The sequence below is a fragment of the Rhodoplanes sp. Z2-YC6860 genome (assembly GCF_001579845.1).
In the GTDB taxonomy this organism is placed as follows: domain Bacteria; phylum Pseudomonadota; class Alphaproteobacteria; order Rhizobiales; family Xanthobacteraceae; genus Z2-YC6860.
On sequence record NZ_CP007440.1, the window covers coordinates 7,666,548 to 7,687,631 of the forward strand.

22 protein-coding genes and 1 tRNA gene are annotated in these 21,084 nt (G+C 64.6%); 16 read left to right on the forward strand and 7 right to left on the reverse strand.

The genetic code is table 11. The features are described from left to right. Positions 1–464 precede the first annotated feature (464 nt). The 6 genes from RHPLAN_RS38875 to RHPLAN_RS40840 all read right to left on the reverse strand — a co-directional run bounded on the left by RHPLAN_RS38875 (position 465) and on the right by RHPLAN_RS40840 (position 5,353). On the reverse strand, positions 465–725 hold the full coding sequence (locus RHPLAN_RS38875) for a helix-turn-helix transcriptional regulator (RefSeq protein ID WP_084246234.1): 261 nt from the start codon (positions 723–725) through the stop codon (positions 465–467). Positions 726–863: 138 nt separating this feature from the next. Beyond that, positions 864–1,814: a hypothetical protein gene (locus RHPLAN_RS35635; RefSeq protein WP_068029012.1), complete on the reverse strand. Its 951-nt coding sequence runs from the start codon at positions 1,812–1,814 to the stop codon at positions 864–866. Positions 1,815–1,965: 151 nt separating this feature from the next. Continuing rightward, positions 1,966–2,042: transfer RNA gene (locus RHPLAN_RS35640), tRNA-Arg, on the reverse strand. Between the two features lie 174 nt (positions 2,043–2,216). Next, positions 2,217–3,710: a sensor histidine kinase gene (locus RHPLAN_RS35645; RefSeq protein ID WP_068029016.1), complete on the reverse strand. Its 1,494-nt coding sequence runs from the start codon at positions 3,708–3,710 to the stop codon at positions 2,217–2,219. Between the two features lie 70 nt (positions 3,711–3,780). Next, entirely contained in the window at positions 3,781–5,232 is a 1,452-nt protein-coding gene (locus tag RHPLAN_RS35650) for a dihydrolipoyl dehydrogenase family protein (protein ID WP_068029019.1), read from the reverse strand. Further along, the gene (locus RHPLAN_RS40840; protein ID WP_257730325.1) at positions 5,225–5,353 is read right to left on the reverse strand and encodes a hypothetical protein; all 129 of its coding nucleotides are present in this window, start codon (positions 5,351–5,353) and stop codon (positions 5,225–5,227) included. Before RHPLAN_RS40840 ends, RHPLAN_RS35650 begins: the two co-directional genes overlap by 8 nt. A gap of 82 nt (positions 5,354–5,435) precedes the next feature. Between RHPLAN_RS40840 and rpmH the strand changes: the two genes are divergently transcribed. Genes rpmH through yidC form a run of 3 tightly spaced genes read left to right on the forward strand, consistent with a single transcriptional unit; the run spans position 5,436 to position 7,847 of the window. Beyond that, complete coding sequence (gene rpmH, locus RHPLAN_RS38880) at positions 5,436–5,570, forward strand: 50S ribosomal protein L34 (protein ID WP_084246236.1); 135 nt, start codon at positions 5,436–5,438, stop codon at positions 5,568–5,570. A 28-nt stretch (positions 5,571–5,598) separates the two neighbouring features. Further along, a complete protein-coding gene (rnpA, locus tag RHPLAN_RS35655) occupies positions 5,599–5,997 on the forward strand; it encodes a ribonuclease P protein component (RefSeq protein WP_068029022.1) in 399 nt (132 codons plus the stop codon). A gap of 8 nt (positions 5,998–6,005) precedes the next feature. After that, complete coding sequence (gene yidC, locus RHPLAN_RS35660) at positions 6,006–7,847, forward strand: membrane protein insertase YidC (protein WP_068029025.1); 1,842 nt, start codon at positions 6,006–6,008, stop codon at positions 7,845–7,847. A gap of 215 nt (positions 7,848–8,062) precedes the next feature. Here the strand turns inward: yidC and RHPLAN_RS35665 are convergent, their stop codons facing one another. Further along, positions 8,063–8,578, reverse strand: a complete 516-nt coding sequence (locus RHPLAN_RS35665) for a DUF1993 domain-containing protein (protein ID WP_068029027.1) — start codon at positions 8,576–8,578, stop codon at positions 8,063–8,065. Positions 8,579–8,633: 55 nt separating this feature from the next. On the opposite strand from RHPLAN_RS35665, the gene yihA reads away from it, so the two are divergent. The 13 genes from yihA to RHPLAN_RS35730 all read left to right on the forward strand — a co-directional run bounded on the left by yihA (position 8,634) and on the right by RHPLAN_RS35730 (position 21,078). After that, the gene (yihA, locus tag RHPLAN_RS35670; RefSeq protein WP_068029030.1) at positions 8,634–9,296 is read left to right on the forward strand and encodes a ribosome biogenesis GTP-binding protein YihA/YsxC; all 663 of its coding nucleotides are present in this window, start codon (positions 8,634–8,636) and stop codon (positions 9,294–9,296) included. Positions 9,297–9,531: 235 nt separating this feature from the next. Continuing rightward, positions 9,532–9,891 (forward strand): DUF423 domain-containing protein, encoded by a 360-nt coding sequence (locus RHPLAN_RS35675; protein WP_068029033.1) that lies wholly within the window; start codon positions 9,532–9,534, stop codon positions 9,889–9,891. Between the two features lie 2 nt (positions 9,892–9,893). Continuing rightward, positions 9,894–10,964 (forward strand): citrate synthase, encoded by a 1,071-nt coding sequence (locus RHPLAN_RS35680; protein ID WP_068029038.1) that lies wholly within the window; start codon positions 9,894–9,896, stop codon positions 10,962–10,964. Positions 10,965–11,041: 77 nt separating this feature from the next. Continuing rightward, a complete protein-coding gene (gene argB / locus RHPLAN_RS35685) occupies positions 11,042–11,938 on the forward strand; it encodes an acetylglutamate kinase (RefSeq protein WP_068029040.1) in 897 nt (298 codons plus the stop codon). A gap of 67 nt (positions 11,939–12,005) precedes the next feature. Then, positions 12,006–13,007, forward strand: coding sequence for a TAXI family TRAP transporter solute-binding subunit (locus RHPLAN_RS35690; RefSeq protein ID WP_068029043.1), 1,002 nt, complete (start codon positions 12,006–12,008; stop codon positions 13,005–13,007). Between the two features lie 273 nt (positions 13,008–13,280). Further along, entirely contained in the window at positions 13,281–13,856 is a 576-nt protein-coding gene (locus RHPLAN_RS35695; protein ID WP_068029046.1) for a GbsR/MarR family transcriptional regulator, read from the forward strand. A 41-nt stretch (positions 13,857–13,897) separates the two neighbouring features. Then, on the forward strand, positions 13,898–14,596 hold the full coding sequence (locus RHPLAN_RS35700) for a DUF4166 domain-containing protein (RefSeq protein ID WP_237179985.1): 699 nt from the start codon (positions 13,898–13,900) through the stop codon (positions 14,594–14,596). After that, positions 14,596–16,101 (forward strand): TIGR01777 family oxidoreductase, encoded by a 1,506-nt coding sequence (locus RHPLAN_RS35705; RefSeq protein ID WP_084246725.1) that lies wholly within the window; start codon positions 14,596–14,598, stop codon positions 16,099–16,101. Before RHPLAN_RS35700 ends, RHPLAN_RS35705 begins: the two co-directional genes overlap by 1 nt. Before the next feature lie 36 nt (positions 16,102–16,137). Beyond that, positions 16,138–17,022: a DMT family transporter gene (locus RHPLAN_RS35710; RefSeq protein WP_068029050.1), complete on the forward strand. Its 885-nt coding sequence runs from the start codon at positions 16,138–16,140 to the stop codon at positions 17,020–17,022. A gap of 8 nt (positions 17,023–17,030) precedes the next feature. Next, on the forward strand, positions 17,031–18,188 hold the full coding sequence (locus RHPLAN_RS35715) for an FAD-dependent monooxygenase (RefSeq protein WP_198164633.1): 1,158 nt from the start codon (positions 17,031–17,033) through the stop codon (positions 18,186–18,188). A gap of 102 nt (positions 18,189–18,290) precedes the next feature. Next, positions 18,291–19,106, forward strand: a complete 816-nt coding sequence (locus tag RHPLAN_RS35720) for an alpha/beta fold hydrolase (RefSeq protein WP_198164634.1) — start codon at positions 18,291–18,293, stop codon at positions 19,104–19,106. An 87-nt stretch (positions 19,107–19,193) separates the two neighbouring features. Further along, positions 19,194–20,285: a Gfo/Idh/MocA family protein gene (locus RHPLAN_RS35725; protein ID WP_068029058.1), complete on the forward strand. Its 1,092-nt coding sequence runs from the start codon at positions 19,194–19,196 to the stop codon at positions 20,283–20,285. Then, positions 20,275–21,078, forward strand: a complete 804-nt coding sequence (locus tag RHPLAN_RS35730; RefSeq protein ID WP_068029061.1) for a creatininase family protein — start codon at positions 20,275–20,277, stop codon at positions 21,076–21,078. Before RHPLAN_RS35725 ends, RHPLAN_RS35730 begins: the two co-directional genes overlap by 11 nt. The last annotated feature ends 6 nt before the right edge of the window (positions 21,079–21,084 follow it).

The following is a 21,084-nucleotide window of genomic DNA, read 5'->3' on the forward strand; positions in this document are numbered from 1 at the left end:
CCCAGGTTGGGGGGCGGACTGCTGGGTGGACCGATTTCCTTCCGTCAGTCTCTTGGCACCGCTTCTTCCTGATTTTGCATCTGACGCCGACGCGCCACCCCCTCTCGAGCGCCAAAGTCGAAGACGAGGGGTCCCATGCTTGTTGTCCTCGATCGTAAACTTGGCAACTTCGCCGATCGAGCGAACGCGGATGGCTTCAATCCCGTCGCGGAATGCAACAAGGGATAAGCTCGGGTCGTAACCGGCTTCGCACAACGCACGGCACAGTGAGAGTATCGGCGTGTAACCGGACATCGAAATCCCAGCCACACAGCAACTTGTCTCAATAAGCTCCGCGCGAAGCGCCGCTTGTCCCGAGCACGAGCATGATTTAGCGGTAGGGCTGACGCGGTTCTCGATCCCGCCTCTGCCCTGCGCCTCCTCACCGTTCGAGCGGTGGCGGAGGCGCTTCGCTTTTCTAGCGCTCACTTCTCGCTTGCCACGCCAAGTTTCGAGTGAGCTGTTGAAAGTGCATTCAGGAACTTGGAGTTTGCATCCGACGTATCACGAGTTGTGCGCGAAGCCAGCCAAGCGTCTAGATCGACTAACCGGTAGACCACCCTACGTCCGAGCTTGCAGTAGACCGGCCCATTTCCGTTTAGCCGGAGTTTCGCAAGCGTGCTTTCGGATAGACCGACGAAGCTAGCAGCAGCTTTGGCGGAAACAACCTTCGGCGAAGCCGTCATTTCGAGCCCTCTCCATGCAAATCCGTGAACGCCAACGAACGTGGCTGCAACGTGATCTACATCGAAGAATTTCGGTACAAAGACGCGGTCAGAAACCAGCGCGAAATAGACAGAAATCCCGTTTTGTGGATTTTCTGTCTACGGCAGCTGCCGAAACCTGTCGTAGTATGGCTTGAGCTTTTCACCGATCGCCGCGCGGCTTGGCTCGACACCGTGGGTCGATTTAAACCAAGTTTGGAAGTGCTGGATTGCTGCTTCTTTCTTTTCTGGCAACTGACGTTGCTCGATGAGCGCGGCCACTTCCAAATGGAACGAGTCCCAAGCGTACGGCGGCCGACCGCGGCGATTTTGCTGCGGGAGTTTGGCAGATGCTTCGCTCACCACGTAACTGTCGCCTACCCGTTCGACGCCAGCTACCGGCACCCGATCACCTGGAAAGCAAGAAAGCACATCAACAGTCTTCAGCACGACATGGCAGTAAAATTTCGAACCGTTGCTCGCCGAACTCGCTTCAAAATCCATCCCCGTTAATGTCCAGAATGACGACGGAATTTTCTGGATCGGGTAGTCCAAGAAATCTCTCTCGTCGCGATCCAGCCATTCTTGGATGTTTTTCTGATCATATCCCGGCAGAAGCCGGCCCATCGCTTGCAGTTCTCCACGCTTCAGAGCCACAAATATTTGGGATGACGAATATTCAAGACCTTGCTTGTACTTCGTGCGCCAAGCGGCGAGTTCCTGCTGATAGATCTCCGTGTCTTTCCGCTCCCCTTCGAATCTTGCCTTTTCTTCAGTACTTAAACCTGGGAAGCGCAGCAGTTGATCGTAGTGCGACAGGGACAACGGTATCTGTTCATCCACCATGGCAAGGTATCGAGGATCGGGAGGGATTCCGATTCGATCGGCCTCCTCGTCCGAAATTTCCGGGAAAGGGATCTCGATCGCTAAACCCGCGGCAACTTCTCCATCGTGGATTTCTTGGCCGTCTTCGTTGAAGTCAGGCTTTGGCAGTCGTTGGAAAGCGACCCAATACAACACCTCTCCTAGAAAGATGTGTTCAGGCACGGGGACTGGCTGCAAAAACAACATTCCGACCGCCTTGTTAGGAGAGCGATCGATTGTCGGAGGCGCTCTTAGCTAAGCCGAACGACACGGTGCTGCCCCGGTGCTGCCCAAAACGTTTGCCGAGTCAACTGGCAGAAAAACGATCAGAAATTCTGTTGCTGTTTCAAACGTTTGTTGGCGCGCCCGAAGAGATTCGAACTCCTGACCCCTAGATTCGTAGTCTAGTGCTCTATCCAGCTGAGCTACGGGCGCCTGCCGTTTCCGCAAGGGAAAGTTCCGAGCCCAAAGGCGCGGAACGCGGCCTTAGCTAGCGGCTTCGTTCCCTATTGGCAAGGGTTGCGGGCCGTTGAGTTACCGATGAGGTAACAGGCCCCCTCCCCGACCCTCCCCTACACGCGGGAGAGGGAGCGCACCACCGATGTTGCATCAGGCCCTGGCCCGGGCCGGACGGTGGGCTTCGAGGTCCACGGCGCGGTCCGGGATGGTGAACTGGAACGTCGCCCCGATGGTACCCTCGACAAGGCCGATCTCGCCGCCATGGGCGCGCACCAGCTCGCCCGCGATGACGAGGCCCAAGCCCGTGCCGCCGGTGCGGGCCGAGCTTTGGAACGGCTTGAACAGGTGCTCTCTCGCCTTGGCGGGGAAGCCCGGTCCGGTGTCGGAGACCTCGACCACCACCACGGCGCCCTCGCGGCGGCCGGTGATGCGCACCTGATCGCGCGACGGATCGTTCGGCGCCCGCGTCTCCAACGCCTGCACGGCGTTGCGCGCGAGATTGAGCAGAATGCGCAGCAGCTGGTCCGGGTCGGCATCGACCATCAGATCGCGCTCGATCGCGGTGATCCAGCCGATGCGATCGTCGGCAAGCTCCAGCGTGTCGCGCACCTCGGCAACGATCGGCTCGAGCGCGGTCTCCTCGCGGTCCGGTGGCGGCTCCTGCGCCCGGCCGTAGGACAGCGTCGATTCGCAGAACGCGATGGCGCGCTCCAGCGCGCGCATCAGCTTCGGTGCAAAGCGCTGCACCCGCGGGTCGGGCACCATCGTGAGGCCTTCGGAGAACAGCGACGCCGAGGTGAGCAGGTTGCGCAGGTCGTGGTTGATCTTCGAGACCGCGAGGCCCAGCGCCGCAAGGCGGCTCTTCTGCTGCAGCATCGAGGAGAGATCGGCCTGCATCGAGGCGAGTTCGGTCTCGGCGAGCCCGATCTCGTCACGGCGCTTGGAGACGCTGATAATGCGCGAGGAATTCTCCGGATCGGCGCGGAACGCCATCATGTTGGCGGTGATGCGCCGCATCGGCCGCACCAGCAGGTAATGCAGCGCGAGGTAGACCAGCATCGCGGTGATGCCGGAGATCAGCAGCGAGAGCAGCAGGATGTTGGTCGAGAAGCGGATCATCGCCTGGCGCAGCGGCTTCTCGTCCATCACGATTTCGAGGAAGTCGCCGCCCATCGGCGCCGGGCCGACCACGCGCATGGCGTCGTCGTCGCTGCAAAGAAGCGTGACGAAGGCGTCGGCAATGGCGCGATGCCAGGGCATGTCGCGCATGTCGATCTCATGATTGACGTGCGGCGGCATGTCGGAGACCGCAAGCAGGCGGCGCTGATGGCCCATCTTCATCGCCACGCCATGAGCGCCGACGCTCGCGAGGATTTGCCGCGCCAGGCTCTCCGGCACCATGCCGCTTGGCGCTGCGTCGAGCACCAGCGCCGCGGTGTGAGCTGCGGCGAGGCGATCGTTGAGCCAGTTCAGCCGGAACGTCGCGATCGAAGGCACATAGATCAGCACTTCGGCCAGCATCACGAACAGCACGGTCAGCAACAGCAACTTGCCGGAGAGGCCAAGCCTGACCGGGCCGGGCCCCACCGGGCGCTGCGGCTGTTCCTTTTCGGTCTCCGGCGATGGGGCGGGAGACGCCGCCATCGGGACCGGTTCGTGTCTCGTCATGAACTCCGTGCGTTTCCGCACGTCCTCGACGCGCTATGGGCAGGCCCTAACCGAAGCGCCTCAGCAAGCCCGACAGTCGCCGCACCCAGGAAGTCGATAATTTGGGCGCGAAGAAGGAGATGGCGGCCCGTTTACCCACCTCCATATAGGTCGGGTAGGGTACAACCAAATCGGCCATGGCGCGAATATTGAGGCCATGGTTGATGGCCAGGGTCCAGGTGCTGATCTGCTCGGAAGCAGCCGCGCCGACGATGGTCACGCCCAGAATCAGCCCCTTGGTGTCGGTCACCACCTTGATGTGGCCGTGGGTTTCGCGCTCGGTCTGGGCGCGGTCGTTGTCGAGGTAGGGCCAGCGCAGCAGCCGGACCGCGCCGCCGTGCACCTCGTTGGCGCGCTCATAGGTCAGGCCGACATGCGCGAGTTCCGGTTCGGTGAAGGTGACGCGCGGGATCTCGTCCACCTGCAGGCCGACCGGCAGCCGGAACAACAGATGCTTGACCAGGAGCGCGGCCTGCTGCTGCGCCGAATGGGTCGAATGCGGCAGGCTGGTGACGTCGCCGATCGCGTAAATGCGGCGGTTGGTGGTGCCAAACCTTTTGTTCACCACGATCCCGGCCGGATCCACTTTGACGCGGGCGCTTTCGAGATTGAGGCCCGCGATGTTGGGGCGCCGGCCGACGGCGACCAGGAGATCGGTGCCCTGGATGGTCTCCTCGGTGTCGCCCGCCAGCACCACCTCGATTCGCTGACGGAGCGTGCGCACCCGCTCGACCTTGACGCCGCCCCGGATGGTGACGCCCTCGCGCTCCAGCGCGTCGAGGACGATGGCGGCGCATTCCGGGTCTTCCTGGGCGAGCGGCTTGTCCAGCTCCAGCACCGAGACTTCGGAGCCCAGACGGCGGAATGCCTGAGCGAGTTCCAGGCCGCTCTGCCCGGCGCCGACGACGATCAGATGCTTCGGCCGCTCGCGGGCCTCGAAGATCGTTTCGTTGGTGAAATAAGGACACTGGTCGAGGCCGGAGATCTCCGGCACCTGCGGCTTGGAGCCGGTGGCGATGATGAAGCGGCGGGCCCGCACCTCGAACCGGACGTCGTCGCCCCCATCGTGTCCTTGCCCGACCGCCACGGTGCGGGTGTCGCGAAACCGCGCCTCGCCCTCGATGACGCGCACGCGCAGGCCCGCAAGCCGCTCCCGCGACTCGTTTGGCGCGATCGCGTTGATGACCCGGTGAACGTGGTCGTTGACCTCGTCGAACTCGACGGCAGGCTTGGCGAGCTTGATGCCGAAGGGGCCGCTCGACCGAAACGCCTCGGCGCGGCGCGCCGCGGCCAGCATCGCCTTCGAGGGCACGCAGGCGGTGTTGAGGTGCTCGCCGCCCATGCGGCCCTTCTCGATCAGGACCACGGATGCGCCCAGCGCCGCAGCGGCCTCGGCCGCCGCAAGCCCCGCGGCGCCTGCGCCGATCACGCAAAGCTCGGGCTTCAACTCCTCAGCCATCCCAATCCTCGTCGTCAAAACCGCGCAAAGTCATGCAAATAGAGCCGCCGGTCAGGCGTCCGCCCATGTGGCTGATATTTGAGGTAAATCGCGGCCCTTGCCAACCCGGCGTGGCCTTCATTTGACGCCCCCGCGCTGCGTCCTTATAAGCGCGCCCTTGACGGCGATACCGCCCCAGAGGGGGCGAACCGGAGATTTACCTCGTGAAGCGGACCTATCAACCCAGCAAGCTGGTGCGCAAGCGCCGTCACGGATTTCGCGCCCGCCTCAAGACCACGGGTGGCCGCAAGGTTCTGGCAGCCCGGCGCGCTCGCGGACGCAAGCGGCTTAGCGCCTGATCCCGGCGCGGGCCTCCCCGCCGGTGATATGAAGCGGCTCAAGCAACGCGCCGATTTCCTGGCCGCGGCGGCAGGCCACCGGGCCCCAGCCGGCGGATTCGTGCTTCAGGCCCGCGATCGCCACGAGGATGGACCGGTGCGCGTGGGTTTCACCTGCTCCAAGAAGGTCGGCAACTCGGTCGAGCGAAACCGGGTGCGCCGGCGTTTGCGCGAGGTCGTCAGACTTTCGCCGCCCGAGGCGATGCGGCGCGGCTTTGATTATGTGCTGATCGGGCGCACCACGGCGCTCCAGATGCCATTCGACCGTCTGGTCGAGGACTTCGGCCGCGCGCTCCGCCGCGTCCACGCGTCACGGCCCGATCCTAAAAGCCAAAGCGTAAATGCTGGCGGCACCCCGAACACCACCCCACATCGGGGGGCGAAATAGAGCCGGATATGACCGACCAAAAGAATACCCTCCTCGCCATCGTGCTGTCCGCGATCGTTCTGATCGGCTGGCAGTATTTCTTCGGTCTGCCGCAGATGGAGAAGCAGCGCCAGGAGGCCCAACTCAAGGCGCAGCAGCAACAGGCGCAGCAGCAGACCCAGCCGGCGCCCGCGCCGGGACAAGCAGGCCAGGCCGCGCAGCCGCAGCTTCCCGGCCAGGGCGGCGCTTCAACCCCCATCCAACAGCTCAGCCGCGAACAGGTGATCGCGGCCTCGCCGCGCATCAGCATCGAGGCGCCGCGGGTCGCGGGCTCGATTGCGCTCAAGGGGGCGGCGATCGATGACCTCACGCTGACGCAGTATCGCGAGACGGTCGATCCGAAGTCGCCGCCGATCGTGCTGCTGTCGCCGGCCGGCAGCCCGCATCCGTTCTATGCGGAGTTCGGCTGGGTCACCGGCTCCGGCGCACCGGTGAAGGTGCCGGGCAGCGACACGCTGTGGACCCAGGCGAGCCCCGGCAAGCTCGATGTCGGCAAGCCGGTCACGCTGACCTGGGACAACGGCGAAGGCCTGCAATTCCGCCGCATCATCTCGATCGACGATCAGTATCTGATCTCGGTCGAGAGCCAGGTGGTCAACAGCGGCAGCGCCGCGGTGACGCTCTATCCCTACGGACTCATCCGCCGCCACGGCACGCCCGAGACGCTCGGCTATTACATCCTGCACGAAGGCCTGATCGGCGTGATGGGCGACCAGGGCCTGCAGGAGTTCACCTACAAGCAGATCGAGGACAAGAAGAACGTCTCGTTCAAGGCGACCAACGCCTGGGTCGGCATCACCGACAAATACTGGGCCGCGACGCTGCTGCCCGATCCCAAGGCCACCATCCAGACGAAGTACTCGTTCGAGACCACCGGCACGCAGAAGACCTACCAGACCGACTATCTCGGCGACGCCGTGACGATCGCGCCGGGCGCGACCGCATCGAACACCTCGCGGCTGTTCGCCGGCGCCAAGGAAGTCGCTGTCGTCGACGGCTACGAGAAACAGCTCAACCTCAACCGCTTCGAGCTGCTGATCGACTGGGGCTATTTCTACTTCATCACCAAGCCGATGTTCTGGTCGATCGACTGGCTTTACCGCCATGTCGGCAACTTCGGCATCGCCATCCTGCTGATCACGCTCACCATCAAGATCATCTTCCTGCCGCTCGCCAACAAATCCTACGCCTCGATGGCGAAGATGAAGGCGGTGCAGCCCGAGATGGCCGCGATCCGCGAGCGCTATGCCGACGACAAGATGAAGCAGCAGCAGGCGCTGATGGAGCTCTACAAGACGGAGAAGATCAATCCGGTCGCCGGCTGTCTGCCGATCGCGATCCAGGTGCCGGTGTTCTTCGCGCTCTACAAGGTCCTGTTCATCTCGATCGAGATGCGCCACGCGCCGTTCTACGGCTGGATCCACGACCTCTCGGCGCCCGATCCGACCAACCTGTTCAATCTGTTCGGGTTGCTGCATTTCGACCCGACCACGCTGCCGATGATCGGCCACTTCCTGCACATCGGCGTATGGCCCATGATCATGGGCGTCACGATGTTCTTCCAGATGAAGCTCAACCCGTCGCCGCCGGATCCGACGCAGAAGATGATCTTCGACTGGATGCCGCTGATCTTCACCTTCATGCTGGCGTCGTTCTCGGCGGGCCTTGTGATCTACTGGGCGTGGAACAACACGCTGTCGGTCGCGCAGCAGTCGTTCATCATGCACCGCCACGGTGCGAAGATCGAGCTGTGGGACAATCTCAAGGGGCTGTTTGTGAAAAAGCAGACCGACAAGGACAAGAAGAAGTAGCGCTTCAGCGCATCGTCGCTAAAAGATTTGGCCGGGCTTTTGCCCGGCCATTTTCTTTTTCAACGCATGCCACTCTTTCTCCGACCTCATCCTGAGGAGGCGCGAAGCGCCGTTTCGAAGGATGGGGCGGCCTCGTGGCCGCCTCGCCTTCGAGACGCATCGCTTCGCGATGCTCCTCAGGGTGAGGCGGGGAGAAAGATAGATCTGGGGCGCAACTACGCCGGCGGGGTGCCCATGAAGTCGCGCTTGCCGACTTCCACGCCGCACTGGCGGATGATGTCGTAGGCCGTGGTGGCGTGGAAATAGAAGTTCGGCAGGCTGTTGCCGAGCAGCAGGCTCTGCCCGGTGAACTCGCGGACATTGCCGTTCGGGAAGGTGATCTTGATCTCCTTGCCCTCGGTGCCGTCGACCTCGGACTGCTTCACGGTCTTGAGGAACTCGATGGTCTTGGCGATGCGATCCTTGAGCTGGGCCAGCGTGGTCTCATCGTTGGCGAACTTCAGGAGCTCCTTGCCGGACAGCCGAGCCGCAGCGTTTGCGGCATGATCGGTCGCGGCACGGACCTGGCGCACCAGTGGGAACATGTCCGGCGACAGCCGCATGTTGAGAAGGTCCGCCTCGTTGACCTTGCGGGCCGAGGCCCAGGCCGCCGCCTTGTCGAGCACCCCGGACAGGCCGTTCAAGTGCTGCATGAAAACCGGGATGGAGACCGTGTACATGGAAACCGGCATAGAATACGCCTCGTGTTGGATGACAATCTGACACCGGAACCCTAGCTTAAACACCGTGAGCACTGAACCCGATTTTTCAGCTGGCTACTCTGCTGCCGAGCGCGAAGCCGGCCGCCTGCTTTTCGCCCAGGAATGGCGCTTCGCGACCGCTGCCGGCTCGATCGAATCGCTGCCGAAACCGCACGGCGTCGAGATCGCCTTTGCGGGCCGTTCCAATGTCGGCAAGTCGAGCCTGATCAACGCGCTCACCGGAAGGAACGCGCTGGCCCGCACCTCGCACACGCCGGGCCGCACCCAGGAGCTGATCTTCTTTGGCGGCGATCCCGTGCTGACGCTGGTCGACATGCCGGGTTATGGCTTTGCGGCGGCGCCACGGGACAAGGTCCGCGCCTGGACGCGGATGATCCACGAGTATCTGCGCGGCCGCACCAATCTCGCGCGCGTCTATGTGCTGATCGACGCGCGACACGGGCTGAAGGATTCAGACACGCCGCCGCTCGACGCGCTGAGCGAAGCCGCGGTCAGCCATCAGATCGTGCTGACCAAAGCGGATCAGGTGAAAGCGTCGGAACTGGCCGAGCGCATCGTCTCGATCGAAACCGCACTGAAGAAACGGCCGGCTGCATTTCCGAATGTGCTGCCGACCTCATCGCGATCGGGCACGGGAATGCCTGAGCTGCGCGCGGCGATTGCGCGACTCAAGAAAGAACGAAGCTGAGTGGGCCAAAGAAAAAAGGGCCCCGGCGGAATGGGCGACGCCAGGGCCCCAAGATCAATTCGGGATGGATTGTGCCGTAATCAGATCGCTCCGATCACGCACAAAAAGCTTAGCTGAAGTTTTTGCGACTGCACGTCAGTGAGAACCTGACAGGTGCAAAACTTCCGCAAAAAACATCTCAAAGACATCGCAAAGCACGCGTGTTCCCCTGGAATAACGGATAACGAGGTTCGCTATGGCAAGCGCAATGCTGATCTTCGCTGGACTCATGGGGGCGGCCGGAATCGTGCTCGCCGCAGCATCGGCACATGGCGCGCCTGGCACGGGCCTGGATAGTGCCGGATACCTCCTACTACTACACGCCGTGGCTGTGGTTGGTGGCGTGTCGCTGATCCATCAATCGATGCTGTCGCGTGTCGCGGGCCTCATCGCACTTTGCGGCTTCGCTGTTGGCGCCGTGCTTTTTGCAGGTGACGTTGCGGCGCGCGCTTACATCGGCTCGCGACTGTTTCCGATGGCGGCGCCGACCGGCGGCACGATCATGATCGCGAGCTGGCTCGTGTTCAGCGTTGCCGCGATGCTGGCGCGGGTGTGACGATGGCGGTCAACAGCGGGCTCGAAGGCGTCATCGCTGCGGACACGGTGCTGAGCCATACCGACGGCAACAGCGGCACCATCTGGGTGCGCGGCCACACCATCGACGATCTCGTCACCCACCACGGTTTCGAGGGCACCGTCGCGATCATCTGGGAGGGCTTCGCCGGCGAGAAGCTGACGCGCGAAGCCATCACGCACGAATTCGGTGCCAGCCGGGTGCGAACATTCGCAGCGATGGACGACTGGATCGGCGCGGCCGCGAAGCGACCGTTGCTCGAAGGCGTGCGGATCGCGCTCGCGGCGCTGCCTGAGGTCAGCAAGCCAGCAGACATTCATGCGGTTCTGCCGGTTGCGACGGCGGCGCTGATCCGGCTGCGTGATGGCCAGAAGCCGGTTGCGCCGGATCCTGCGCTCACCACCGCGGCCGACTTCCTGCGCATGCTGCGCGGTGCGTCTGCCGGCGCCAACGAAATCCGTGCGCTCGACACGTATCTCACCACCGTGTGCGAGAACGGCCTCGGCAATTCGAGCTTCGCGGCGCGCGTGACGGTGTCGACGCGAGCCTCGCTCGCCTCCGCCGTGGTCAGCGGCTACTGCGCCTTCACCGGGCCGCTGCATGGCGGCGCGCCGGGCCCGGTGCTCGACATGCTGGACGATATCAAGGCCTCCGGCGACATCGACGGCTGGATCGAGAACAGGCTCAAGGACGGCGGCCGGCTGATGGGCTTCGGCCATCGCGTGTTCCGCATCCGCGACCCGCGCGCCGATGTGCTGCGGGCCGCGGTCGCAGCCCTCAACAAGGATGCCGGGCGGCTCGCTTTCGCCTCGGAGGTCGAGCACAAGGCGCTCGCGGCACTGGCGCGGCACAAACCCGGCCGCGCGCTGCAATCCAACATCGAGATGAATGCGGCGCTGCTGCTCGACGCTGTCGGCGTGCCACGCGACGCCTTCACCCAGGTGTTCTCGATCGCGCGCTGCCCCGGCTGGCTCGCCAATGCGATGGAGCAGCAGAAAGCCGGCCGGATGATCCGCCCAGCCTCGAATTATGTGGGGCCGAAGCCGGCCGCCTGAGTCGCGATATTCGGCTCTCGCCGCCCCGGGAATAGTCAGCTAGAAAAGCGGCGCCTAACGCCTGCGAGACCCGGCCCATGAATGACAGCACTGTGACAAATCCCCTCGAAGCCGCCCGTGTCCTGTCCGAGGCGCTGCCGCACATGCAGCGCTACGACGAGGAAACCATCGTCATCAAGTACGGCGGTCACGCGATGGGCAACGAGGAGGTGGCGCGGGCGTTCGCGCGCGACATCGTGCTGCTCGAGCAGACCGCCATAAATCCGGTGGTGGTGCACGGCGGCGGGCCGCAGATCGAAGCAATGCTCAAGCGCGCCGGCGTGCAATCCCAGTTCGCTGCGGGCCTGCGCATCACGGACGCCTCCACGCTCGAGATCGTCGAGATGGTGCTGGCCGGCTCCATCAACAAGCAGATCGTCGGTTACATCAACGCCGCCGGCGGCAAGGCCATCGGGCTTTGCGGCAAGGACGGCAACATGGTGCTCGCCAAGAAGGCGACCCGGAAGGTGATCGATCCGGATTCGCACATCGAGAAGGTCATCGATCTGGGCTTCGTCGGCGAGCCCGACAAGGTCGACACCACGGTGCTCGACACCGTGCTCGGCCGCGAACTCATCCCGGTGCTGGCGCCGGTCGCGGCCTCGGCCGACGGCGGCAGCTACAACGTCAATGCCGACACCTTTGCGGGCGCCATCGCCGGCGCGCTCAAGGCCAAGCGCTTCCTGCTGCTCACCGACGTGGCGGGCGTGCTCGACAAGAGCAAGAAGCTGATCAAGGAGATGTCCGCGGCCGATGTGCGCCGGCTGATTGCCGACGGCACGATCACCGCGGGCATGATCCCCAAGGTCGAGACTTGCCTCTACGCGCTGGAAAAGGGCGTCGAGGGCGTGGTGATCCTCGACGGCCGGGTGCCGCATGCGGTGCTGCTGGAGCTGTTCACCGACCAGGGCGCCGGTACTCTGATCCACCGATAGGGCTTCATACTCCCGTCACATCGATAGCGGGAAATATCGTCCCACCGTTCGCGGAAAGGGACGCCCGATGGTTCGTGCTCATTCGGTCATTCTCGCCCTGGCGGTGAGCGCTGCACTCACATGCAGCGCCACCGCACAGACGCAAAAGGCCAAGGCGATCTACACGGCGAGCGCAGCCGGCGCCTATCAGATCTCGTTCTGCCCGCCGATTCCCGTGGCCATGGAGAGCGCGGGCTTTCCCGGCTACGTGTGCACACCGAGCGGCGGCACGCCGGACAACATCGCCAAGGTGCTGGCCGATCCGCGGTCGCTGGGCTTCGTCCAGCTCGACGTGCTGGCGCGCTGGGCGTTGGACAATTTCGAGGCCGCCAAAAAGCTCGTGCTGATCCGGACGCTCGCTTGCGAGGGCCTGTGGATGGTCACGCGCGAGAAGGACATGGCCACGGTCTATCTCGGCCAGATCGTCGGCCACGCGCGGCGTTTGCAGTTCGCCATTGCCGACGGCGGCTCACGCGCGTCATTCGAATTCGTGCAACGGATCGACCCGGATGGGCTCGGCCGGGCGAGCAACATCGAGATCGTCGACAACGCCACGACCGCGATCGAACGCGTGGCCTCGGAGCACGCCGACGTCGGCTTCTTCGTGCAATTCGTCGAGCCGACCAATTCGAACATCAGGCTTTTGCAGGAGCGCAAGCTCCGCACCGTGCCGGTGGTCAATCCCGAGCTGATCGCCGCGCGCGTGTCGAACATGCCGGTGTATCAGGTGCAGAGTTTCAACCTCAGCGAATGGAGCGCGTTTGGCGGCAACGGCTCGCTGACCACGACCTGCACGCCGGCCGTGATCATCACGGGCGCGCCGGAAGCCATCGCCGATCTCGAAGGGGCCGACAACCAGCGGGCTCTGTTGAGCATGATCAAGGCCGCGCCTGACACCGCCTTCCTGCCGAGAGACAACCGCATGGTGCGGCTGATCTCGTCGAGCCGCACCGTTCCCGGCCCGGAGTTGAAGGACATGCTGGCGGCCTACGACGCCGCGAAGCGGAAGGCCGAGGCGTCGACTCCGTAGCGGCCTGTCGCTGAGGCAGCCGTCATTCCGGGGCGCGCCGAAAGGCGCGAACCCGGAATCCAGAACAGCACGCAGTCTTATCCGGTCTGGATTCCGGGCTCGCTCGCCATAGCGCGTCGAAGACGCGCGTGAACGCGCTGATGGCGAGCGCCCCGGAATGACGGCGGAGAGTACTCAACATCTTGCAAAGTCCCGTTCACCATTTCCGAACCGCGGTTGAAACGCCCATTTCGCGCCCTTGACTTCCCTCCAGTATTTTCCGATATTTCTGTCATGACAGAAATTACAAAAACTAACGAAACCCTTCGCCCCCGCGAGCTGCCGCCGGCCCTGGAGCATTTCGTCCTGCAGTGGGGCGATCTTGGCGGCAAATGGGGGGTCAACCGCTCGGTCGCCCAGATCCACGCCCTGCTCTACCTGTCCGAGCGGCCACTGACCGCCGAGGACATCGCCGACCAGCTCGGGCTGGCCCGCTCCAACGTCTCGAATTCGATCAAGGAGCTGCAGAGCTGGGACTTGATCCGGCGCGTGCCGATCAAGGGCGACCGGCGCGATCATTTCGAGGCCGAGACCGACGTCTGGGAAATCTTCGCCCGCATCGCCATGGGCCGGAAGGAGCGCGAGATCGACCCGGCGATCGCCGCGCTTCGCACCTGCGCGGCCGAAGCCGACGGCGACAGCAAGATCAATCCGGTCGCCATCGCGCGGCTCAAGGCGCTCCTGGAATTCGTCGACACCATGGACCGCTGGGCCGGCCAGATGAAGAACGTGCCACGCACGCAGATCGCGGGGCTGGTGCGGCTCGGAACCAAGATCGTGAGCTTCCTGACCTTCGGCAAAAGGAAATGAGCAGCCGTCAGCGGTTGAGTCGTGTAGCGATGGAGTGGACCGTGGCATTGGCGAACATGAATGTCCCGGACAGCGCCCGCACCATTCCGGTCCGGGCCCCGCGGGAAACGCAAGAAACAACACAAGACACGCTCCTCGACCTCCGCTTCCGCGCCCTGATGTCCGACGCCGAATGGTCGTCGCTGCCACAGGCCGTGCGTCGCCGTTTCACCAAGCGGCTCTCCGGCGGACGCACCGCGGTCTATGCGGGCGAGATTCTCGAGACCCGGATGAATTTCGCCGGCCGCTGCCTCGCCCAGCTCGCGCGCCTGATCGGCGCACCGTTGCCGACCTCGACCGACGCCCATGTGCCGATCGTCGTGACGGTCACCGAGGACATGGCGACGGGCGGCCAGATCTGGACGCGGCTCTGCACCCGCCGCGACGGCTTCCCGCAGATCATCAACTCGTCGAAGCGCTTCAGCGGTCCCACGGGGATCGAGGAATATCTCGGCCGCGGGCTCAGCATGGCGCTGACCATCCACGCCTCGAACGGCGCGCTGGTGTTCCGCAGCGACACCTACGTCGTGCGCGTGTTGGGGTTTCGCCTGCGGCTGCCTGCATGGCTCTCGCCCGGCGTCATGACGGTGAGCCATGCGGAGATCGGTGAGACGCGTTTTCTCTTTTCGCTGAAGGTCGAGCATCCGTGGTTCGGCGTGCTGATCGACCAGACGGCGGCGTTCCAGGAGACGGTGACATGATATCCGAGCTGCTCTGGACTTTGATCCTGCTCCAGATGGTGATGGGCCTGTTCGACACGGTCTATCACCACGAGCTGACCGAGCGGCTGCCCTGGCGGGCGTCGCAGCAGCATGAGCTCGCACTGCATGCGGTCCGCAATCTGCTGTACGCCGCCGTGTTCGTCCTGATCGGCTGGTTCGAGACCCACGGCGTGTGGGCGCTGGTGCTGCTCGCGATCCTTGCCACCGAAGTGATCATCACCTTGATCGACTTCGTCGAGGAGGATCTGAGCCGCAAGCTGCCGGCGAGCGAGCGCATCAATCACACACTGCTGGCGCTGAACTACGGCGCGATCCTTGCGCTGCTCGTACCGATCCTGCTCGCATGGTCGCAAGACGCCACGGCCCTGAAGCCCGCCTTCCACGGCTTCTGGAGCATCCTCACCCCCATGGCTGCGGCCGGAGTCATCGTGTCGGGCCTCCGCGACACTTTCGCCGCCCGCCGCGCCGGACAACTGACAGCCGGTCGCGCCGCCGAGCTTGTTGCCGCCCTCCCCGAACGGCAGCATGTCCTCGTCACCGGCGCGACCGGCTTCATCGGCAGCCGCCTGGTCGCGGCGCTGAGTGAAGCCGGCCATGAGGTCACCGTGCTGGCGCGCGATCCCGCCAAGGCCGCGGCGCTCACGCCGCCGTTCCGGCTCATCACCGCGCTCGACCAGATTGCGGGCGATGCGCGGATCGACACCATCGTCAATCTCGCGGGCGAGCCGATCGCCAACGGGCTTTGGACGATCGCCAAGCGCCGGCGCATCCTGCGCTCTCGCCTGAAGATGACCCGCGACGTTGTGCGGCTGATCGCCCGGCTCGAGACGAAGCCCGCGCTGCTGCTCAACGGATCGGCCATAGGCTGGTACGGCCTCTGGCAGGACGAGCCGCTCACCGAGTTCGACGGCGGCAAGGCTTGCTTCAGCCACCGCCTGTGCGAAGCCTGGGAGCGCATGGCGATGCGCGCGCAACGCCATGGCGTCCGCGTGGTCCGGTTGCGGATCGGACTCGTGCTCGGCACCGAAGGCGGCTTCCTGAGCCGCATGCTGACGCCGTTCGAGCTCGGCCTGGGCGGACCGATGGGCCACGGGCGGCAATGGATGTCATGGATCGAGCGCGACGATCTCATCCGTCTCATCGCCCATGTCATGGTTACGCCGAAGCTCTGCGGCGCCGTCAACGCCACAGCGCCGGAGCCGGTGCGCAACGCGGACTTCGCCCGCGAGCTCGGCCGCGCGTTCCGGCGCCCGGCCGTCATTCCGATCCCGGGTTTCGCGCTGCGCCTTCTCGGCGACCTTGCCGACGAGCTGTTCCTCGGCGGCCAGCAGGTGCTGCCCGACAAGGCGCTGGCAAGCGGCTTCACCTTCCGCCACGAGACGCTGCGCAGTGCGCTTGCCGCAATACTGCCGCGCGCTGCTATGCAGTCCGCGTGGAAGCCGAGCGACAGGTTTCGGGTGGCCACGCCAGGAACGAAGGTTTAGGGTGCGGCGCCCTTTGTTGTCACCGCCGGATTCTCCTTGAACGCACCGTCCATCACCGCTGCTCCAGCGACCCGGCTCGCCGATCTTCTGCCCGGTTTCGTCACCGCAACGATGTTTGCCACCAGCAACGTGCTGAGCAAAATCGTGCTGATCTCGGGCGCCGATGTCCTGACACTGTCTTTCTTCCGTGGTGCGGTTGGTATCGTCCTGCTTGCGGCCTGGTTCGGTCTGGGCACGCGGCCGAAGCCGCACACGCCGCGAGCGCGCTGGATCAGCATCGGTCTCGGTGTGATTTTCGCCGGCGTGGTGTTCGGGCTGTTCGCCGCATTCGCCCGCGTCGCCGTGCCGATCGGCATTCTCAGCTATTTCATCTATCCGCTGATGACGGGGCTGCTCGGCATCCTGTTCGGGCTCGAACGCATCAGCTGGCGCGGCGCGCTCGCAGCCCTCGTGGCCTTTGCCGGACTGACGCTGATGATCCGCGCCAACCCGCATGACATCGCCTGGGCCGGTGTCGCCTTTGCGTTTGGCTCGGCGATGTGCCGCACCGCGATCCTGTTGATCACACGCGCAACGCTGCAGGACTCCGATCCGCAGACCACCACCTGGTACACCATCGTCGCCTCGACCGCCGTGCTCGGTCTCGCCGCGCTCGTGACCTGGAACTGGCAGGGCCCTCAGACTGCCGCGGGCTGGGCCGCGATGATGGTCGTCAGCGTCGGCACCACGGTCGGCATCATGTGCATGTTCATCTCGGTCAAACGCATCGGGCCGTTTCGCACCGCGCTGGTGATGTTCCTGGAGCCGCTCTTCACCACCATCCTGAGCGCGCCGGTGCTGGGCGAGGTGATCACACCCATGCAGGCGCTGGGCGGCGCCGTGATGCTCGCCGCGTTGGTGTCATTTCAATTGCGACGTTGAGGACAGCGGTGGGCGACATTCGACGTGTTCTGGTGGTTGGAGGCGGAGTCGGCGGGCTGACAGCCGCTGCGACATTCGCACGGCGGGGCATGGAAACGGTCCTGATCGAGCGGCGGCCGGCCTTTGACATTCCCGGCATTGGACTCGGCCAGCCGGCCAATGCGCTCCGCGTCTACGACACGCTCGGCGTGCTCGATCAAATCCTCGACACGGGCTTCAGCTACAACGAGATGTGGTTGTTCGACCGCGACCGGCGGCTGATCGTCGAGCACAAGTTCCAGATGGGCGACGACCGGGTCCCGGCGTTCTGTGCGCTGTCACGATTGCAGCTCCACGAAATCCTGCTGGGAGCAGCCCAACGCGCCGGAGCCGAAATTCGTCTCGGCACGACCGTCAGCGAAATCCATGAGGAGAAGGACCGCGTCCACGTCGTTTTCTCGACGGGCAAGCGCGAAACGTTCGATCTTGTGGCGGGCTTCGATGGCATCCGCTCCCAGTTCCGCCAGCATCTCTACGGTACCGCTTTCGTCCCGCGCCCTTCGGGCTATGGCGCCTGGCGGGTGCAGGTGCCGCGGCCGGACTGCGTGCGCGGCATGGAGTTTCTGCAAGGCATCGGCGGCAAGACCGGCGCGATGCCGCTGAGCAACGACGTGATGTATCTGTTCCACATCCGTCCCGAGGCCGTGGGCGCCAATTTCGCCGGACAGGATTATCTGCAGCTCTTCAGGGACCGTCTGGCGCAATACGGCAGCTACGTGCGCGAGATCCTCGCCTCGCTCACAGCCGACTCCGATATCGTCTACAGCCCGATCGAGCCGATGATGCTGCCCTGGCCGTGGAGCCGCGGACGCGTTGTGATCGGCGGCGACGCTGCACACACTGTTTCGCCACATCTGACGCAGGGCGCCGCCATGGCGGCGGAAGACGCATACGTGCTGGTGCGGGAGGTGCTCAACGACGACGTCCCGGTCGAAGACAGGCTGGTCCGCTACGCGATGAAGCGCTATCCGCGATGCGCCTTCGTCTATACGTTCTCCGGACAATGGCTTCTCGATGAGCAATCCGTCCGCTCGGAAGAGGATCTCGAAGCCGCCCGGATTGAATTGACGGCCAACGCGTCTGCTCGCATCGGCGCCAGCGATCGTCTGCTCGACGGCCCAATCTAGGCCACTAGAGAAAGAACACGCCTTGCATTCCAGCCCGGCGGCTGATGTTCTAATTGCATGATCAGAACCGCCATCGCCGCCTTGCTGGGAGCATGCTTGGCCATGCCCGCTTTCGCAGCCGCTCCGGACCACATCATGGTGTCGCACGGCGACGCCAGGCTCGAAGTGCTGGCGCAGGGCAAAGGCCCGACCATCGTGATGCTGCCGTCGCTCGGCCGCGGCGCGACCGACTTCGACGCCATCGCCGACAAGCTCGCCGAGGCGGGCTTCCGCGTGCTGCGGCCCGAACCGCGCGGCATCGGCAAGAGCACCGGGCCATGGCAGGGCGTGAAGCTCGAAGACCTCGCGGCCGATATCGCGGCGGTCATCGAGCAGGATAAGAACGGACCGGCGTTCGTGGTCGGCCATGCGTTTGGCAATCGCGTGGCGCGGATGCTCGCGACCGCGCGGCCGGAGCTGGTGGCCGGCGTCAGCCTGATTGCCGCCAATGTCGGACGCAATCCGAGCCCGCCGAACGTGCGCGCGGCCATTCGTCTCAGCGCCGATCTCAAGGCGTCCGACGACGAGCGGGTCAAGGCGATGCAATTCGTGTTCTTCGCGCCGGGCAGCGACGCGCGGGTGTGGCTGAAGGGCTGGCACCCGGACGTTCTCGCAGCGCAGCGAATTGCCGGCGACCTGACGGCGCGCGAAATCGATTATGCGGCAGGCAAGGCGCCTGTGCTTTACATCCAGCCGAGCCACGATCCGCTGGCGCGTGTCGACGAGGCGGAGGAATACAAGAAAGCACTCGGCGACCGCGTCACCGTGGTGGTGATCCCGAACTCGGCTCATGCGGTGATCATCGAGCAGCCTCAAGCCGTCTCCGATGCGCTGATCGCCTACGCCCGCAAGCTCTGGCCGGCCTCCGCACCGAAGTAGGACACGTCTGAGGCAAACGCGGAGCAGGCCCCGTCGCCTGCGGCTTTGGCTTCGTGCTACGGTCGCGGCCCGCCAACGAGGTGCCCCATGAGTTCCAATCGCGTCAAAGTCGGTATCGTCGGTCTCGGCCGCTGGGCCAAGGTGCTCACCCGCGCAGCAAAGACCTCCAACGCCTTGGAGATCGTGCAGGGCTTCAGCCGCTCCGAAGAAAGCCGCGCGGAGTTCGAAAAAGAGTTCGGCGTGAAAAGCGCGCCAACGCTCGAAGCGCTGCTGGGCAATCCCGAGCTCAAGGGCGTGATCCTTACGGTGCCGAACGAGCAGCATCTGCCGCTCGCGCGCGAGGTCGCCAAGGCCGGCAAGCACGTCTACACCGAGAAGCCGATTGCCAGCACCCTGGAAGAAGGCCTCGCCATCGAGGCGCTGGAAAAGACCTACGGCGTCAGCGTCACGGTCGGCCACAGTGCGCGGCTGATGGCGGGCATCCGCGCCATGGGCAAGGCGATCGAAGCCGGCGAACTCGGCAAAGTCGGCTTCATGGAGGCGAACTTCTCCAACGAGCGCGCGCTGGAGCTCACGCCGAAAGCGTGGCGCTGGTACAAGGACCGCGCTCCGGGCGGGCCGCTATCGCAGCTCGCGATCCATCAGTTCGACGTGCTGCATTATCTCGGCGGCGAGATCGTCGAGGCCAATTCGATCGCATCGAAGCTCTCGCCGGTCGGCGCCGAGGTCGACGACCAGTCGATGACGGTGCTGAAGTTCGCCGACGGCAAGATCGGCTATGTCGGCAGCTCCTGGACCTCGCCCGGCGTGTTCAGCGTCCGGGTGTTCGGCTCGAAGGGCCTGATGCACTACGAGATCGACTTCGGCACCTGGGACACGCCCGACAAGCTGCACCAGACCTCGACGCTCTACATCCAGCGCGGCAAGGACGGCTACGGCAAGCGCGAGGAATTGCCGGTGCCGGAGAGCGACATGTTCCGCGCCGAGCTCGAGATGTTCGCGGACAGCTGCCGCACCGGAAAGGCCAACGAACTGAGTGCGCGCAACGGCAACGTGGCGCTGGCGGTGGTCTATGCCGGCCTGCGCTCGATCGAACGGAGCGGCCAGGCCGTGAAGCTTGCCGACATCATCGCCGAGGCGCACGAGCGCCTCGCCAAGGGAAGCCGTCATGTTGCCTAGCCGCTATTTCGCCGATCTGACGCAGCCGGAGATCGCGGCGCAGTTCAAGAAGAACCCCTTCGTGATCCTGCCGTGCGGCAGCGTCGAGCAGCACGGCCCGCATCTGCCGACCGGCACCGACACGCTGGCCGCCAACGTGATCGCGCATGCGGTCGCGGAGCGGATGGATGGGCTGGTGCTGCCGGCGACGCCGTTCGGCGTGACGCCGATGCACATGCCGTTCGAGGGCACCATCACGCTGACGCCCGACACCTACATGCGGGTGCAGACCGAGACCTGCGCTTCGACGGCGAAGCACGGCGCCAAGCAGCTCATGATCATCAACTGGCACGAGGGCAACATCCCCTCGCTCGCCATCGCGGCCGAGTCGCTGCATCGCGACCACGGCATGAGCGTGCTGACGGTGCAGGCCTGCTACGTCGCGGAAGAGCTCTATGGCCATTCCTGCAACGGGCTGACGCACGGCGGCGAGATCGAGGCGCTGGCCGTGCTGGCGCACCAGCCCAATCTCGTGCATCTCGACCGCATCGACTATTCGTCCGATCACACGCTGGGCCACAAGATGGACAAGCTCCGGCGCACGCGGACCTATCAGCCGGTGCTGACCGACATCCGCTCGATCGCAGCGACCGGCTGGTTCGGCAGCCCGCAGCACGCCACCGCCGAGAAGGGCGCCAAGATGCTGACCGACATCGCCGACGCCATCGCGAAAGAAGCGCGCGAGATCTATCGCCAGCTCGACGCCGTGCAAGGCGGCACGCGCGAGATCAAGCAGCTTCGACAGGTCGGATAGGAGCGA